This window comes from Plantactinospora solaniradicis, from assembly GCF_042658085.1.
GTDB classification, from domain to species: domain Bacteria; phylum Actinomycetota; class Actinomycetes; order Mycobacteriales; family Micromonosporaceae; genus Plantactinospora; species Plantactinospora solaniradicis.
On record NZ_JBHSPR010000039.1, the window covers coordinates 78,503 to 94,517 of the forward strand.

Genomic DNA, 16,015 nt, shown 5'->3' on the forward strand with positions numbered 1-16,015 from the left:
AGCGGAACCTTATCGGGTGGTTTCCCGGCGGTGTCGGGCGGCGCGTCACGGGCCGGGGGTGGGCCGTGGCCCGCCGTCGCCGCCGCGGCCGTGGATCAGTGCCTCGATGCCGTCGAGCAGCCGGTGCAGGCCGAATTCGAAGGCCTGTACGGGGTTGACCGCCGACCCGTACGCCTCGCCGACCGCCGCGCCGACCCGGGCGGCGGTCGGATAGTGGCGGCCCTCGGTGAGCGCGCCGAGCAGTGGGGCGCGGGCGGACCACCACTGTGCGTCGGTCATACCGGTGCGTTGTTCGACCTGGCTCGCGTCGAGGGCCTGCCGGGCCGCGCTGGCGACGTGTCCGGCGACGAGGTTGACCACGGAGTCCATCTCGATGTCGGTGAGTCCGATGCCGTCGACGGCCCGTAGTTCGTGTTCGTATCTGGCCATCGCGTTGGGGCCGAGGACGGGACGGCTGGTGCCGATCTGGAGCATCCACGGATGGCGGTGGTAGCGGGCCCAGGCGTCCCGGGCGATCTGTTCGACCCGGTCCCGCCAGCCGCCCGGTGCGGTGTCCGGGGTGGCGACGTCGGCGTAGACGGTGTCGAGCATCAGGTCGAGGAGTTCGGCCTTGCCGGGCAGGTGGGTGTAGAGGGACATGGTGCCGACGCCGAGTCGTTCGGCGATCCGGCGCATGGAGAGTCCGGGGAGCCCTTCGGCGTCGGCGACCTCTATCGCGGCGTGGATGATCCGGTCGATGGTCAGGTCGGACCGGCCGCGTCGGTTGGCGCGGTCGCGGGGGCGCCAGAGCAGCGCCAGGCTGCGGGCGGGGTCTCCGATTCCGGTGTGCTCGGTTGTCATGTCCGTTCGATTGTCGTCCCGGTCGCCGATCTCCGTTCCGGAGGGGTTCCCGTACAGCATACGGTACAATGTACGGGCTCGTCTGGGGTGCCCCGGGCAGGGCCACGGTGCGGTCGGTGGTGGAAGCGGGCGGCGGTGGAGAGAAGAGAACCGGACATGGAGCCGATTTCGGTGCGGCACGCCGACGGTGCTGACCCGGACCGGTGGCCGGGCGGTCTCGCCGGTTGTGCCGTGGTGTTCGAACCGGCCGATCCGCCCCGCACCGGTGCGATGGCGTTCTGGCGACCGGACGGCGGCGCGCTGCCCGACCGGCCGGGGCAGGCCGGGGAACTGACCGTCGTCGTACCGGACGGGGCGGGGGTGCGGTCCCGGACCGTGCCGGCCCGCCGGCTGCCGGTCGGCGACGCGGTGCCGGTCCTGCTGGCCGACGCCCGCGCGGCGCCGGGCCGGACAACCGACCCGGCCGCGGCCTACTGGGCCGCCGCCGCGGTCGTGGCGCTGCACCTGGTCGCGCGGCGCCGGATCCTGCCCACCGTGTCACCGGCCGGCTTCGACGCCTGGCTGGTCGGGCCGCTGGACCCGGCGGACGTCGCCCGGATCCGGGAGCTGACGGCGGCGATGCCGGCGCGGGCCCGCGCGGTGCCGGTCGGGCCGCACCCGGCGGACCCGCTGACCCTGCCGGACGCGCACACCCTGCTGCGGGGTTTCCTCGACGCGGTCGCCGACACCCTGCCCCGGTCCCCCGCCGCCCGGCACGCCGCCGGCACCGACGTGTACGCCGCGCCGGCCCCGCAGCAGGTGCCACGGCTACGCGGCTGGGCGGAGGAGATCTCCGCCGGCCTCGACTCCGGGGTACGCGTCTCGATCCGCCTCGAAGCCGTCGACGGGGACCTCACCCGCCCCGGGCTGCGGGCGGTGCTCCAGGTGCACAGCCTCGTCGACCCGGCGCTGGTGGTCGACGCGGCCGCGCTGTGGCGTGGCACCGTCGCCGACTTCGGTCCGCGCACCCGGATCGACACCACTCTCGCGGTACGGCGGGCGGCCCGGGCCTGGCCACCGCTGCGGCACCTGCTGGACGCCGCGGTCCCCGACGAGCTTCCGCTGACCGACGAGGAGGTCACCGACCTCTTCACCGACGGGTCGGGCCGGCTCGCCGCGATCGGCGTCGAGGTGCACTGGCCGCGTGAGCTGACCTCCGGCCTGACCGCGCGGGCGGTGCTCGGCGCCACCGACGCTCCCCCGTCGGACGTCGCGGCGTTCTTCGGCGGCGGCGAACTGCTCCGGTTCGACTGGCAGCTCGCCCTCGGCGGACAGCCGCTCACCGCCGCCGAACTGGACGTACTCGCCGAAGCGCACCGGCCCGTGGTCCGGCTGCGGGACCAGTGGGTGCTGGTCGATCCGGAGCTGGCCGCCCGGGCCCGTAAGCCGGCCCTGCCGCCGATCACCGCGATCGAGGCGCTCGGCGCCGCGCTGACCGGAACGGCGGAGATCGACGGTCGTCCCGTCGAGGTCGCCGCCGACGGCTGGCTGGCCGGACTGCGGCGGCGCATCGCCGACCCGGAGCCGACCGGACCGGACGGTGCCGACCGGGAGCGCTCCGGCCGGACGCCGGATGCCGACCGGACGTACGCCGACCCGGACCGGATCGGTCCCCCGGCGGGGTTGACCGCGGTGCTGCGGGACTACCAGCTCCGTGGGCTGCGCTGGCTGGCCCGGATGACGTCGCTCGGACTCGGTGGCTGCCTCGCCGACGACATGGGGCTGGGCAAGACGGTGACACTGATCGCGCTGCACCTGCACCGGCAGGCCGATCCGGCGACCGCCGGCCCGACCCTGGTGGTCTGCCCCGCCTCGCTGCTCGGCAACTGGGAACGGGAGATCGAGCGGTTCGCACCGGGTACGCCGGTGCGGCGCTTCCACGGCGGCCGGCGGACCCTGGACGAGGTGGCCGGCGGGTTCGTGCTGACGACGTACGGGACGATGCGGCTGGACACCGACCGACTCGGTGCCGTCCGGTGGGGCCTGGTCGTGGCGGACGAGGCACAGCACGTGAAGAACCGGGCCTCCGGTACGGCGCGGGCGTTGCGGATGATCCCGGCCGCCGCCCGGGTCGCCCTCACCGGCACCCCGGTGGAGAACAACCTCGCCGAGCTGTGGGCGGTCCTGGACTGGACCACCCCCGGCCTGCTCGGCCCGCTCGCCCGATTCCGGGCCCGGTGGGCCAGCCGGATCGAGGCGGACCGGGATCCGGTGGCCGCCCGGGAACTGGCCCGGCTGATCGCGCCGTTCCTGCTGCGCCGCCGCAAGTCGGATCCGGGTATCGCGCCGGAGCTGCCGCCGAAGACCGAGACCGATCATCCGGTCGGGTTGACCGGCGAGCAGGCGGGCCTCTACGAGGCGGTGGTCCGGGAGACGATGGCGCAGATCCGGGACAGTGCCGGGATGGCCCGGCGTGGCCTGGTCCTCAAGCTCCTGACCTCGTTGAAGCAGGTCTGCAACCATCCGGCCCACTACCTGCGGGAGGCGCGGCCCCGGCTGGCCGGCCGGTCCGGGAAACTCGAACTCCTCGACGAACTGGTCGACACGATCGTCGCCGGCGACGGCGCGATGCTGGTCTTCACCCAGTACGTCGCGATGGCCCGGCTGATCGAGCGGCACCTCGGCGACCGTGGCGTGCCGACCCAACTGCTGCACGGCGGCACGCCGGTGCCCCGCCGGGACGAGCAGGTACGCCGGTTCCAGGACGGCGCCGTGCCGGTCTTCCTGCTGTCGCTGAAGGCCGCCGGTACCGGGCTCAACCTGACCCGGGCCGACCACGTGGTGCACTACGACCGCTGGTGGAACCCGGCCGTCGAGGAGCAGGCCACCGACCGGGCGTACCGGATCGGGCAGACCCGGCCGGTGCAGGTGCACCGGCTGGTGACCGAGGGGACGGTCGAGGACCGGATCGCCGCGCTGCTGGCCACGAAGCGGGAACTCGCCGACGCGGTGCTGGCCGGCGGCGACGCGGCGTTGACCGAACTGTCCGACGCCGAACTGGCGGACCTGGTCGCGCTGCGCAGGCCGGCGTGAGTGGGCGCGGCGAGCGGATCGGCTGGCTCGATCGGCGGGCTGTCGGCTGGTCGGTGGGCAGACTCGTGACGACGACGAGTGCGGCGAGGAGGCGGCATGAGTGACGGTGGTGACCGGATCCGGGGTTTTCCGGCGTTCCCGGCCGGCCGGCGGGCCCGGCAGACCCGCACCTGGTGGGGTGACGCCTGGATCCGCGCCCTGGAGGACACGTCGTTGGACCAGACGCTGCTGCGCAGGGGACGCCGTTCCGCCTCCGCCGGCCAGGTCGGCTCGATCACCGTCAGTCCGGGGCGGATCGCCGCCGAGGTGCACGACGGGGTCCAGGACGTCTTCTACCGGCCCCGGGTCTTCGTCGAACCGATGAGTGACGCCGAGTGGACCCGGTTCCTGGACCAGGTCGAGGCGAAGGCCGGACACATCGCCGCGCTGCTCGACGGGGAGATGCCGCGTGACCTGGTGGCCGCCGCGGACGACGTCGGCGTCCGGCTGCTGCCGGGGCTGGGTGACCTGCAACCGGAATGCGACTGCCCCGAGTGGGGCGATCCCTGCCCGCACGCCACCGCACTCTGCTACCAGGTGGCCTGGCTGCTCGACGCCGATCCGTTCGTGCTGCTGCTGATCCGGGGACGGGGTCGGCGGGAACTCCTGGCCGAACTCCGACGCCGGACCGCCCGCCCGGAGCCGGGCCGCCCGTCGACCGGCCCGTCGACCGGCATCGGCGGGGTGCCGGCCGCGCAGGCGTACGCCGGGCCGGATCCGGTGCTGCCGGAACCGCCGCCCCCACCCGGATCCGACGGGCCCGGGCCGGAGCTGCCGGACGCACCGGGAGTACCGGCGGAGGGATTGCGGGCACTGGTCGACAACGCGGCCGACCGGGCCGCCGCGTTGCTCGGGTTCACCGCCCCGGGTGGGCCCCCGTCGCCGCTGCCGGAACGGTCGGACGCGGTCCGGCTCGCCGCCGCCGGGGCGAGCGGCCCGGCGCTGGCCCGGTTGCGTCGGGCCAGCGGCCAGCCGGCCCGGGAGTTCGGCCGGGCGGTGCGGGCCTGGGAGTACGGCGGCCACGCCGGGCTGGCGGTCCTGGAGGAGTCGTGGCGGCCACCGGCGTCGGGTCTGGCCCGGGCGCGGGCACGCCTCGACGCGGGTTGGGACGGTGACGACCTGCCGGAGCCGCAGGTCTGGCGCAACCGGTGGACGTTCCCGGACCGCCGGGCGCAGCTGCGGTACGGCCGGGACGGGCGCTGGTACCCGTACCGGGAGGCCGCCGACGGCGAGTGGTGGCCGGCCGGAGCGCCCCGTAACGATCCCGCCGAGGCGCTGGCCGACCTGCTCGGCGGCTGATCCCGGATCCGGTCCCGGGGGTGGGTCGGCGCGGCTCGGGCGTCGGGTGTCGCGGGTTACCGGGAGCGGCCGGCCAGCGCGGCCCGGACCGGTCCGGCCTTGGCGGCGGCCTCGGCGACCTCGGCCGTGGGGTCGCTGCCCCAGGTGATTCCGCCGCCGGCCCAGACGTGTACCCGTTCCGCGTCCACGGCCGCGGTGCGGATGGTCAGGCCCAGGTCCAGCCGGTCGGGGCCGATCCAGCCGAGCCCGCCCATGCTGGCGCCCCGGCCGACCGGCTCCAGGGCGGCGATCTGGGCCAGCGCGGCGAGCTTCGGCGCGCCGGTGACCGAGCCGCCGGGGCAGACCGCCCGGAGCACGTCGGCCAGGCCCTGCCCGTCGGCGAGCGTGGCGGAGACCGTGGACTCGGCCTGCCACAGGTCCGACCAGCGGCGGATCGCGTAGAGCTCGTCCACCCGCACCGAGCCGGTCCGGGCGATCCGGGCCAGGTCGTTGCGCTCCAGGTCGACGATCATCACGTGTTCGGCCCGTTCCTTGGCGGATTCGAGCAGTTCCCGGCGGCCCTGACCGGTGGCCGGTCGGGTGCCCTTGATCGGCCGGGTGAACACCCGGCCACCGATGACCTCGACCAGGGTCTCCGGGGAGGCGCACCCGATCGCCCAGCCGGGACCGGTGAGCACCCCGCCGTAACGCGCTCCGGGCAGCCGGGTCAGTCGGGCCAACCCGGGCAGCGGGTTCCCGGTGTACCGGGCGGCACCGTGCCCGACGACGTTGACCTGGTAGACGTCTCCCCGGCCGATGGCCTGCCGGGCCAGTTCGACGGCGGTGGCGTGGCGCTGCGGTGACCAGCTCTCCCGCCACGGCTCCAGCCACCAGCCGTCCGCACCGGGCCGCAGCGCGGCGGTGCCCTCGCCGGGCCGACCGTGCCGGTAGACGACCGCCACCAGGTCGGGGACGTCCGGCGCCGGGCTCGCCGGTCCGGTCGGCATTCCGACCATCCGGGCGCCGGCTGCTGCGGAGACGAACAGCGCCGCGCCGCAGACCGTGCCGGGCCGGGCGTCGGCCGGGTGGCTGCCGGGCCGGGACAGGTCGCGTACCGGCAGGCCGTGTCCGGCGAGGAAGTCTTCGAGCAGCGTGGCGGGGTCGCCCGCCGCCCCGGCCCAGTACTGCAACCGGTCGTGTTCAACGAGCCCGGGTACGCAGTTGGTCGGCGCTCCCGGCAGTCTGACTGGGAGCGCTTCCACGACGGACGGTTCGATCTGCCTCATCCGAAAAGTGGATTCTTTCCGGTGCAGACGGATACCCGCTCGTCATCACCGGGGGTGAGGGGGTACCGTCCGTCACTGGTCATGTGAACCATGCCACAGCACCCCATAGTCCGGAGAAACCCGATGTGCCAGCACCGACCGACCTGTCCCTCCGCTGAAGCGACCGACCGTGAGGCCGCCCGCGTGATCGCCTGCTTCCGTGAACAGGGCTGGAGCCTGCTCTGCAATGGCGTCATCCTGTTCGAGGACACCGGCGAACTGTTGCCCGACGGCAGCACGATAGCCCCGCACCGTGGCCCGGCCCGGCACGCCCTCGTCGGCTGACCGGTTGCTCAGCGTCACCGGCCGCTGTCGCGAACGGCGGCCGGTGACGAATCGTCTCGCCTAGTTCTCGAACGCCTCCGGCGGCGGGCAGGCACACACCAGGTTGCGGTCGCCGTACGCGTCGTCGATCCGACGCACCGGCGGCCAGTATTTCCCGATCCGGTCGACCCCGCCCGGATATGCCGCCACCGAACGCGGGTACGGGTGCGGCCAGTCGTCACCGCTGACCATCGCGGCGGTGTGCGGCGCGTTCGCCAGCGGGTTGTCGCCGTCGCGCCACTCCCCTGCGCCGACCCGGTCGATCTCGGCCCGGATCGCGATCATCGCCTCGCAGAACCGGTCGAGTTCGGCCAGGTCCTCGCTCTCGGTCGGTTCCACCATCAGGGTGCCGGCGACCGGGAACGACATCGTCGGGGCGTGGAACCCGTAGTCGATCAGGCGCTTGGCGACGTCGTTCACGCTCACTCCGGTGGCCTTGGTCAGGTCACGCAGGTCGAGGATGCACTCGTGGGCGACCAGGCCCTTGTTGCCGGCGTACAGCACCGGGTAGTGCCCGCGTAGCCGGGTCGCGACGTAGTTGGCCGCCAGCACGGCCACCCCGGTCGCCCGGGTGAGCCCGTCCGGGCCCATCAGCCGCAGGTAGGCCCACGGGATCGGCAGGATGCCGGCGGAGCCGTACCGGGCCGCCGAGACCGCCGGCCGGGCCGGGCCGTCGGTGCCCAACGGGTCGCCGGGCAGGTACGGGGCCAGGTGCGCCCGTACCGCGACCGGCCCGACCCCGGGGCCGCCGCCGCCGTGCGGGATGCAGAACGTCTTGTGCAGGTTCAGGTGCGACACGTCCGCGCCGAACCGGCCGGGCTTGGCGAACCCGAGCAGCGCGTTGAGGTTGGCGCCGTCGACGTAGACCTGTCCGCCGGCGTCGTGCACCTTGGCGCAGAGCGCCGCGATGCCGCCCTCGTACACCCCGTGGGTGGACGGGTAGGTGACCATGATCGCCGAGAGGCTGCCCCGGTGCGCCTCGATCTTGCGGTCGAGGTCGGCCAGGTCGACGTCACCGTCGCTGTCGCAGCCGACCACCACCACCCGCATCCCGGCCATCACCGCGCTGGCCGCGTTGGTGCCGTGCGCCGACGACGGGATCAGGCAGACGTCCCGGTGCTCCTCGCCGCGCTCGCGGTGGTAGGCGCGGATGGCCAGCAGGCCGGCGAGTTCGCCCTGGGAGCCGGCGTTCGGCTGGACGCTGACCGCGTCGTACCCGGTCACCTCGGCCAGCCAGCGTTCCAGCGAGGCGACGAGTTCGGCGTAGCCGGCGGTCTGGGCGGCCGGCGCGAACGGGTGGATGTCGGCGAACTCGGCCCAGCTGACCGGTTCCATCTCGGTGGTGGCGTTCAGCTTCATGGTGCACGAGCCGAGCGGGATCATGCCCCGGTCCAGGGCGTAGTCGAGGTCCGCCAGTCGGCGCAGGTAGCGCAGCATGGCGGTCTCGGAGTGGTGCGTCCGGAAGACCGGATGGCTCAGGAAGTCGCTGGTGCGGGCCAGCGTGGCCGGCAGCGCGGAGGGCACCTCGGCCTCGGACCGGGCCCGGTCCGGCACCCCGCCCGAGGCGGTTCCGGCGAGCCGGGCGAACACGTCCGCCACCGTTTCCAGGTGCTCCCGGGTGGTCGTCTCGTCGCAGGAGATCCCGACGTGGTCGGCGTCGACCAGCCGCAGGTTGATGCCCCGCTCGGCGGCGTCGGCCAGCACCCGCGCGGCCCGGCCGGGCACCCGGACCAGCAGGGTGTCGAAGTACGCCCGGTGCACGACGGTGATCTGCGGGCTGTCCAGGTCGCGGAGCAGCCGGTCCAGGGTCGCGGCCCGGTGGTGTACCCGCTGCGCGATCGCCCGCAGCCCGGCCGGTCCGTGGTAGACCGCGTACATCCCGGCCATCACGGCGAGCAGGACCTGGGCGGTGCAGATGTTGCTGGTCGCCCGCTCCCGGCGGATGTGCTGTTCCCGGGTCTGTAGTGCCAGCCGGTAGGCGGGGTCGCCGGCCGCGTCCCGGGACACCCCGACGAGGCGGCCGGGCAGCATCCGCTCCAGACCGGAGCGGACCGCCAGGTAGCCGGCGTGCGGCCCACCGAAGCCCATCGGTACGCCGAACCGCTGGGTGGTGCCGGCGGCGATGTCGACGCCGATCTCGCCCGGCGGCCGGAGCAGGGTCAGCGCGAGCAGGTCGGCGGCGACGGTGACCAGTGCCCCGGCGGCGTGCGCGGCCTCGACCAGCGCGCTGTGGTCGCGTACCGCCCCGGAGGCGCCCGGGTACTGCAGGTGCAGTCCGAAGAACTCCGACGGAAGCGGCTCGGTGTCGAGGTCGACGACCCGGACCTCGATCCCGAGCGGCTCGGCCCGGGTGGCCAGTACCGCGATCGTCTGCGGCAGGGTGTCGGCGTCGACCACGTACACCGGGCTCTTGCTCTTGCCGGCCCGGCGGGCCAGGGTCATCGCCTCGGCCGCGGCGGTGCCCTCGTCGAGCATCGAGGCGTTCGCGGTGGCCAGCCCGGTCAGGTCGGTGACCATGGTCTGGAAGTTGAGCAGTGCTTCGAGCCGGCCCTGGCTGATCTCCGGCTGGTACGGCGTGTAGGCGGTGTACCAGGCCGGGTTCTCCAGCACGTTGCGCCGGATCACCGCCGGGGTGTGGGTGCCGTGGTACCCCAGCCCGATCATGGAGACGGCGACGGTGTTCCGGGCGGCGAGCGCCCGCAGTTCGGCGATCACCTCGTCCTCGGTGGCCGCGGGCGGCAGGTCGAGGGTGCCGGTCCAGCGGATCGCCTCGGGGATCGCCGCGTCCATCAGGTCGTCGATCGAGTCGTATCCGACGGTCTCCAGCATCCGGCGTTCGGCTTCGGCGTCGGGGCCGATGTGCCGGTCGGAGAACTGCCCGATGTCGCGGGCGGGGAACTGCGGTGTGGTCATGGGGGCACTCCCGGGCGAGGTCGACGCTGCAACCTCCCCCTCTGTCACGCTCCGCAACGTCGCACAGCGCTCCACAGTCGCCTGCTCACGGGCTCCTTTTGCCTGAGAGGTTCCGGGGAGGATTTGCCCCTTCGGCGCCGCCTGCGGACGTTGCCTGGCGGTCTCTCGCTCGCGAGTGTTGTCGGCGGTGGCAACGGTACCAGCGATCGGGTTTCGTCCGAATTTCGGTCGGGCCGGGATGGATCATCGCTCGGTCCCGCATCGGGGACCCCGACGGCGGGCGCGGCGGTCAGCGGTCGTTCGGGACCCACAGGCGGAACCGGTTAAGCCGGGACGCTGCCGTCAGCCGCGCGATCCGGTATCGCCCAGCTCGTGAAATACCAGCTCATCGTCACCCGGACAGCTATCGTCCGCTGTCTATTGACTCTGAACCGGTTCGGTGTTGTCATCGATCTCACGTTCCCCGGACACCGTGTCGAAATCCGCCCGAAATCCCGACCGGGAGGTACCGATGACATCCCCCCTCGCACGCCGGCTGCTCGCCGCGCTGGCCACCGCCGCGCTGGTCGTCGGCGGTGCCGCCGGCTGCGGCGACGACGGTGACGGCGGCTCCGGCACGGCCGAGGGCAAGATCATCAACGTCTTCTCGGGGGCGAACGCGGGCTTCGTGCCGAACTTCAACCCGTTCTCCCAGAACAGCGTCGCCGGCACCATGAGCGTGCTCTACGAGGCGCTGATCTACTTCAACGGCGCCCGGGCCGACGACGTGCAGCCCCAACTCGCCACGGGCTACGAGTTCGCCGACAACGGCCGGACGCTGAACTTCACCATCCGGGAGGGGGTGAAGTGGAGCGACGGCAAGCCGTTCAGCGCCGAGGACGTGGCGTTCACCTTCAACCTGATCCGGGACCACCAGAAGATCAACCACAACGGGCTGCCCATCGTCGAGGCCGTCGCCAGCGACCCGACGCACGTCTCGATCAAGTTCAGTCAGGGCGTCTACACCCGGCTCAACCTGATCGCCGGCCGGATCTACATGGTGCCCAAGCACATCTGGTCGACCATCGCCGACCCGTCCGCCTTCACCAACGAGAAGCCGGTCGGCACCGGGGCGTTCACGGTGGCGTCGTTCAGCCAGCAGAACTACGTCTTCGAGCGGAACCCGAACTACTGGGAGACCGGCAAGCCGAAGATCAAGGGTCTGCGGTTCCACCAGTTCGCCAGCGCGGACAGCGCGATCGCGGCGCTCGCCGCCGGCCAGCTCGACTGGGCCGGCTCGTTCATCGCCGACATCGACCGGCAGTACGTCAGCAAGGACCCGGAACACAACAAGTACCTCAACGAGTCGCAGCTCTACCTGACCAACCTGATCCCCAACCTGGACAAGGCGCCGTTCAACAGCGTGGCGGTCCGCAGGGCGGTCAGCCTCGCCCTGGACCGGGACCAGATCATCAAGCTGGCCTTCTCCGGATACGGCAAGGAGGCCAGCCCGGCGCAGCTGCCCCGGCCGCTCTGGGACGACTACATCAAGCCGGAGTACAAGGACCGGAAGCTGGAGTTCGACCCGGCCCGCGCGGAGCAGACCCTGCAACAGGACGGCTGGGCCAAGGGCGCCGACGGCGTCTACGCCAAAGCCGGCCGGCGGCTGTCGTTCACCGTCAAGGTGGTGCAGGGCTACAACGACTACATCTCCGCGCTGCAGATCATGACCCAGGCGCTGAAGTCGGTCGGCATCGAGATGAAGACCCAGGAGGTCTCCTTCACCGCCTTCTCCACCGACCAGCAGACCGGCGACTTCGACATGATCATCACCAATCTGTACAGCGAGGGCACCGCCTACAGCTGGTACAGCCGCGGGTTCGCCAGCAAGACCACCGCCCCGCTGGGCCAGCAGGCCGGCTCCAACTACGGCCGGTACCGCAACGCGAGCGTCGACGCCGCCCTGCTGGCGATGGAGAACACCCCACCGGACCAGAAGGACGCGCTCAGGGCCGAACTGTTCAAGATCCAGGACGTGCTGGTCGAGGAGCTGCCGTACATCCCGATCCAGCAGTCCGCCTCGCTGATCGAGTACCGCACCCAGAACATCTCGAACTTCCCGACCGAGCAGAACCACTACGCGCTGACCACTCCGTACAACGGGCCGGACATGGGCATCGTGGCCAAGAACCTGCTTCCGGCCGGCTGAGCGCCCGATGCGCTACCTGCGGCGCAAGGCGCTGTTCTACCTGGTCGCGGTCTGGGCGGCGGTCACCCTCAACTTCCTCATCCCCCGGCTGATCAAGGGCAACCCGGTCGACGCCGTCCTGGCCAAGACCCAGAACATGACGCCGATGTCGCCGGAGGCCCGCCGGGCCCTGGAACTCCAGTTCGGCGTCTCCGACGACCCGCTGTGGCAGCAGTATCTCGGCTACCTCGGCAACCTGCTGCGCGGCGAGTTCGGGCTGTCGGTCAGCTACTACCCGACCCCGGTGGCGAAGGTGCTCAGCCAGAGCCTGCCCTGGACGGTGGTGATGGTCGGGCTGGCCACCGTGCTCAGCGTGCTGCTCGGGATCACCCTCGGCATGCTCGCCGGCTGGCGGCGCGGCACCTGGCTCGACGCGCTGGTGCCGACCACCACCTTCCTGGCCGCCATCCCGTACTTCTGGCTCGCCCTGGTGCTGCTCTACGTCCTGGCCGGAATCCTCGGCTGGTTCCCGCTCAACAGCGGCTACAGCTACGAGACCACCATCGGCCTGAACTGGCCGTTCCTGCGCAGCGCCGTCTACCACGGGATCCTGCCGGCCGCGTCGATCGTGGTCGCCTCGGTCGCCGGCTGGCTGCTCGGGATGCGGAACATGATGGTCTCGACGATGGCCGAGGACTACGTGCTGACCGCCGAGGCCAAGGGGCTCCGCCCCCGACGCATCATGATCCAGTACGCGGCCCGGAACGCCGTACTGCCCAGCGTCGCCGGGTTCGCCATCACCCTCGGCTTCGTGGTCAGCGGCTCCGTCGCCACCGAGATCGTCTTCTCGTACCCCGGTATCGGGATGAACCTGGTCGCCGCCGTCGCCAACGCCGACTACCCGCTGCTACAGGGAATCTTCCTGGTCATCTCCCTCGCCGTGCTCGGCGCCAACTTCGTCGTCGACCTGCTCTACGCGCTGATCGACCCCCGGACCCGGCAGGCCGGCTGAGATGGCGACCATCGAGACCCAGCGCGACGTCACCGGCGAGGTCGTACCCGGCGTCGTGGTCCCGACCAGCCGGCCCCGCTGGCGTGGCCTGCTGCACTCCCGCAAACTCGTGGCCGGTCTGGGCATCGTCGGGTTCTTCGGCCTGGTCGCCGTCGTCGGCCCGCTGCTGGTCGGCGACCCGAACCTGGTCAGCGACGACCGGTTGCTCGGGCCGTCGGCCGACCACCTGCTCGGCACCACCAACACCGGCCAGGACGTGTTCCGGCAACTGGTCGTCGCCACCCGCGGCTCGATGATCGTCGGACTCGTCGTCGGCGTCCTCGCCACCGTCGTCTCGGTGGGGGTCGGCGTCGTCGGCGGATACGTCGGCGGCCACACCGACGAGGGACTCTCCCTGTTCAGCAACGTCTTCCTGGTACTGCCCGGACTGCCGCTGGTGGTGCTGATCACCGACTACGTGCAGACCCGGGGAGCGCTCGCCATCGCGCTGATCGTCTCGATCACCGCCTGGGCCGGCTCCGCCCGGGTGCTGCGGGCCCAGACCCTGTCGCTGCGCTCCCGCGACTACGTCGACGCGGCGCGGGTCAGCGGCGAACCCGGCTGGCGGATCATCACCTTCGAGATCCTGCCCAACCTGCTGCCGCTGATCGCCGCCCAGTTCGTCTTCGCGGTCATCGGCGGCATCCTCACCGAGGCCGCCCTCGCCTTCCTCGGCCTCGGCGGCGCCGGCTCCTGGGGCACCATGCTCTACTTCGCGCAGAACTCGCAGGCCCTCTCCCTCGGCGCATGGTGGTGGTTCGTGCCACCCGGGCTCGCCATCGCGCTGGTCGGCGCCGGACTCGCGCTGATCAACTTCAGTCTCGACGAGCTGATCAACCCCCGACTGCGGGTCGCCCGACGTAACCGCCGGACCGGACCGGGGCACACCCGATGACCGTCGAGGGGGCGCCCGCGCCGCCCGTGCCGGCCGGCGGCACCGACGCCGTGCTGTCGGTACGCGGCCTGAACGTCGTCTACGACGGCACCACCCCGGTACAGGCCGTCCGGGACGTCAGCTTCGACCTGGCCCGGGGCGAGGTGCTCGGCATCGCCGGGGAGAGCGGCTGTGGCAAGTCCACCCTCGCCTACGCGATGACCCGGCTCCTCAAACCGCCGGGCCGGCTCCTCGCGGGCGAGGTCGTCTTCCGTCCCGACGACGGGCCCCCGGTCGACCTGTCGACGCTGCACGGCGAGCAACTGCGCCGGTTCCGGTGGAACCGGGTCGCGATGGTCTTCCAGGGCGCGATGAACGCCCTCAACCCGGTGCTGTCGGTACGCCGGCAACTCGCCGACGTCTTCACCGCGCACCGTCCCGAACTCGGCCGCCGCGAGCGCGAGGACCGGTGCCGGGAACTGCTCGACCTCGTCGGCATCGGGCCGGAGCGGCTCTCGTCGTACCCGCACGAACTCTCCGGCGGGATGCGCCAGCGGGTGATGATCGCGATGGCGATGGCGCTGCGCCCGGACGTGATCGTGATGGACGAGCCGACGACCGCGCTCGACGTCGTGGTGCAACGCGACATCCTGGAGGAGATCGACCGGCTGCGGGCCCGGTTCGGCTTCGCGGTCGTGTTCATCACCCACGACCTGTCGCTGCTGCTGGAGATCAGTGACCGGCTGGCCGTCATGTACGGCGGCCGGATCGTCGAGTACGGCCGCGCCGCCGACATCCACACCGCCGCGCACCACCCGTACACCGTCGGGCTGCTGCGCTCGTTCCCGAGCCTGCGGGGCCCCCGGACGGTCCTGCACGGCATCCCGGGAATCCCGCCGGACCTGTCCCGGCCCCCGCCCGGCTGCCCGTTCACCGCCCGCTGCCCGTACGTCTTCGACGCCTGCCACCGGATCGACCCGGCCCTGCGGCCGGCGCAGACCGGCACGGCGACCAGCCAGGTCGCCTGCCTGCACTACGACCCGGCGATACGGCCCGACGGCCCACCGCCCGAACTACGGGCCGGACGGTTCGACCCCGAGCCGGCACGAGCGGTGACAGTTCACGAACCAGAGGTAGGGCCGGATGACCACGCTGACCGTCAGCCATCTGAGTAAACACTTCCCGCTGCGGGACGGGCGCCGACGCCGGACACTGCGGGCGGTCGACGACGTCTCCTTCGAACTGCGGTCCGGGCAGACGGTGGCGCTGGTCGGCGAGAGCGGCAGCGGCAAGTCGACGATCGCCCGGATGCTGGTCCGGCTGACGTCACCGACCGGCGGGGAGATCCGGCTCGACGGGACGCCGGTGCGGGCGGACCGGCGGGCGGTACGCCGCTACCGGCGGGACGTGCAGATGGTGTTCCAGGACCCGTTCGGGTCGCTGAACCCCTCGCACACGGTGGAGTACCACCTGCGCCGGCCGCTGCGCCTGCACGGGGTGGCCCGGGACTCGGCCGACCTCCGCACCGCCGTACGCGACCTGCTGACCCGGGTCAACCTCACCCCGGCCGACCAGGTGGCCCGCCGGCTGCCGCACGAACTCTCCGGCGGGCAGCGGCAGCGGGTCGCCATCGCCCGCGCGCTCGCGCCCCGCCCCCGGATCCTGCTCGCCGACGAGCCGGTGTCGATGCTCGACGTGTCGATCCGACTGGAGATCCTCAACCTGATCGACCGGCTCAAGCGGGAGGAGGAGCTGGCGGTCCTGTACGTGACCCATGATCTGGCCACCGCCCGCTACTTCGCCTCGTCGATCATGGTGCTGTACCGGGGTCAGGTGGTCGAGTCCGGCCCCAGCGACGACGTGATCCTGCGCCCGGCGCACCCGTACACCCAGTTGCTGGCCTCGGCCGCACCCGACCCCGGCGGCGGTTCACGCACGGTGACCCCCGGCGGCATGCGGGCACTGCGTGGCGGCCAGCAGCCCGCCACCACCGACACCGGCTGCCTGTTCCGGGACCGGTGCCCCGCCGCGATGGACGTCTGCCGCAGCCCGGTGCCGGAGTTCGATGTCGGCGCCGGACACCTGGCCCGGTGCTGGCTGCGGCAGCCCTGAGTAGCACCGCACCGCTCGCG

At 72.5% G+C, this 16,015-nt stretch carries 11 protein-coding genes and 1 riboswitch; of the genes, 8 read left to right on the plus strand and 3 right to left on the minus strand.

The annotated features are described in order from the left end of the window. Positions 1–45 precede the first annotated feature (45 nt). Entirely contained in the window at positions 46–840 is a 795-nt protein-coding gene (locus tag ACFP2T_RS34075) for a TetR/AcrR family transcriptional regulator (RefSeq protein WP_377429255.1), read from the minus strand. Between the two features lie 156 nt (positions 841–996). On the opposite strand from ACFP2T_RS34075, the gene ACFP2T_RS34080 reads away from it, so the two are divergent. Together ACFP2T_RS34080 and ACFP2T_RS34085 are read left to right on the plus strand one after the other, a co-directional pair. After that, positions 997–3,912, plus strand: coding sequence for a DEAD/DEAH box helicase (locus ACFP2T_RS34080; RefSeq protein ID WP_377429121.1), 2,916 nt, complete (start codon positions 997–999; stop codon positions 3,910–3,912). Positions 3,913–4,008: 96 nt separating this feature from the next. Next, on the plus strand, positions 4,009–5,250 hold the full coding sequence (locus ACFP2T_RS34085) for a hypothetical protein (RefSeq protein WP_377429123.1): 1,242 nt from the start codon (positions 4,009–4,011) through the stop codon (positions 5,248–5,250). A gap of 56 nt (positions 5,251–5,306) precedes the next feature. On the opposite strand, the gene ACFP2T_RS34090 is transcribed toward ACFP2T_RS34085, so the two are convergent. Then, entirely contained in the window at positions 5,307–6,515 is a 1,209-nt protein-coding gene (locus ACFP2T_RS34090; protein ID WP_377429125.1) for a chorismate-binding protein, read from the minus strand. Between the two features lie 123 nt (positions 6,516–6,638). Between ACFP2T_RS34090 and ACFP2T_RS34095 the strand changes: the two genes are divergently transcribed. Then, complete coding sequence (locus tag ACFP2T_RS34095) at positions 6,639–6,839, plus strand: DUF5999 family protein (RefSeq protein ID WP_192769774.1); 201 nt, start codon at positions 6,639–6,641, stop codon at positions 6,837–6,839. A gap of 60 nt (positions 6,840–6,899) precedes the next feature. Here ACFP2T_RS34095 and gcvP read toward each other — a convergent pair whose 3' ends face one another. Then, on the minus strand, positions 6,900–9,791 hold the full coding sequence (gene gcvP / locus ACFP2T_RS34100) for an aminomethyl-transferring glycine dehydrogenase (protein ID WP_377429128.1): 2,892 nt from the start codon (positions 9,789–9,791) through the stop codon (positions 6,900–6,902). A gap of 80 nt (positions 9,792–9,871) precedes the next feature. After that, a riboswitch (glycine riboswitch) is annotated at positions 9,872–9,971 on the minus strand. 331 nt (positions 9,972–10,302) lie between these two features. Between gcvP and ACFP2T_RS34105 the strand changes: the two genes are divergently transcribed. The 5 genes from ACFP2T_RS34105 to ACFP2T_RS34125 are packed head-to-tail and all read left to right on the plus strand — an operon-like array spanning position 10,303 to position 15,995. Continuing rightward, positions 10,303–11,979 carry an ABC transporter substrate-binding protein gene (locus tag ACFP2T_RS34105; RefSeq protein ID WP_377429130.1) on the plus strand — a complete coding sequence of 559 codons (1,677 nt, stop codon included), beginning with the start codon at positions 10,303–10,305 and terminating at the stop codon, positions 11,977–11,979. 7 nt (positions 11,980–11,986) lie between these two features. Beyond that, positions 11,987–12,970, plus strand: a complete 984-nt coding sequence (locus ACFP2T_RS34110) for an ABC transporter permease (protein ID WP_377429132.1) — start codon at positions 11,987–11,989, stop codon at positions 12,968–12,970. A gap of 1 nt (position 12,971) precedes the next feature. Next, positions 12,972–13,904, plus strand: a complete 933-nt coding sequence (locus ACFP2T_RS34115; RefSeq protein ID WP_377429134.1) for an ABC transporter permease — start codon at positions 12,972–12,974, stop codon at positions 13,902–13,904. Beyond that, positions 13,901–15,058 (plus strand): ABC transporter ATP-binding protein, encoded by a 1,158-nt coding sequence (locus tag ACFP2T_RS34120; RefSeq protein ID WP_377429136.1) that lies wholly within the window; start codon positions 13,901–13,903, stop codon positions 15,056–15,058. Before ACFP2T_RS34115 ends, ACFP2T_RS34120 begins: the two co-directional genes overlap by 4 nt. Then, positions 15,027–15,995: an ABC transporter ATP-binding protein gene (locus ACFP2T_RS34125; RefSeq protein ID WP_377429137.1), complete on the plus strand. Its 969-nt coding sequence runs from the start codon at positions 15,027–15,029 to the stop codon at positions 15,993–15,995. Before ACFP2T_RS34120 ends, ACFP2T_RS34125 begins: the two co-directional genes overlap by 32 nt. Positions 15,996–16,015 lie beyond the last annotated feature (20 nt).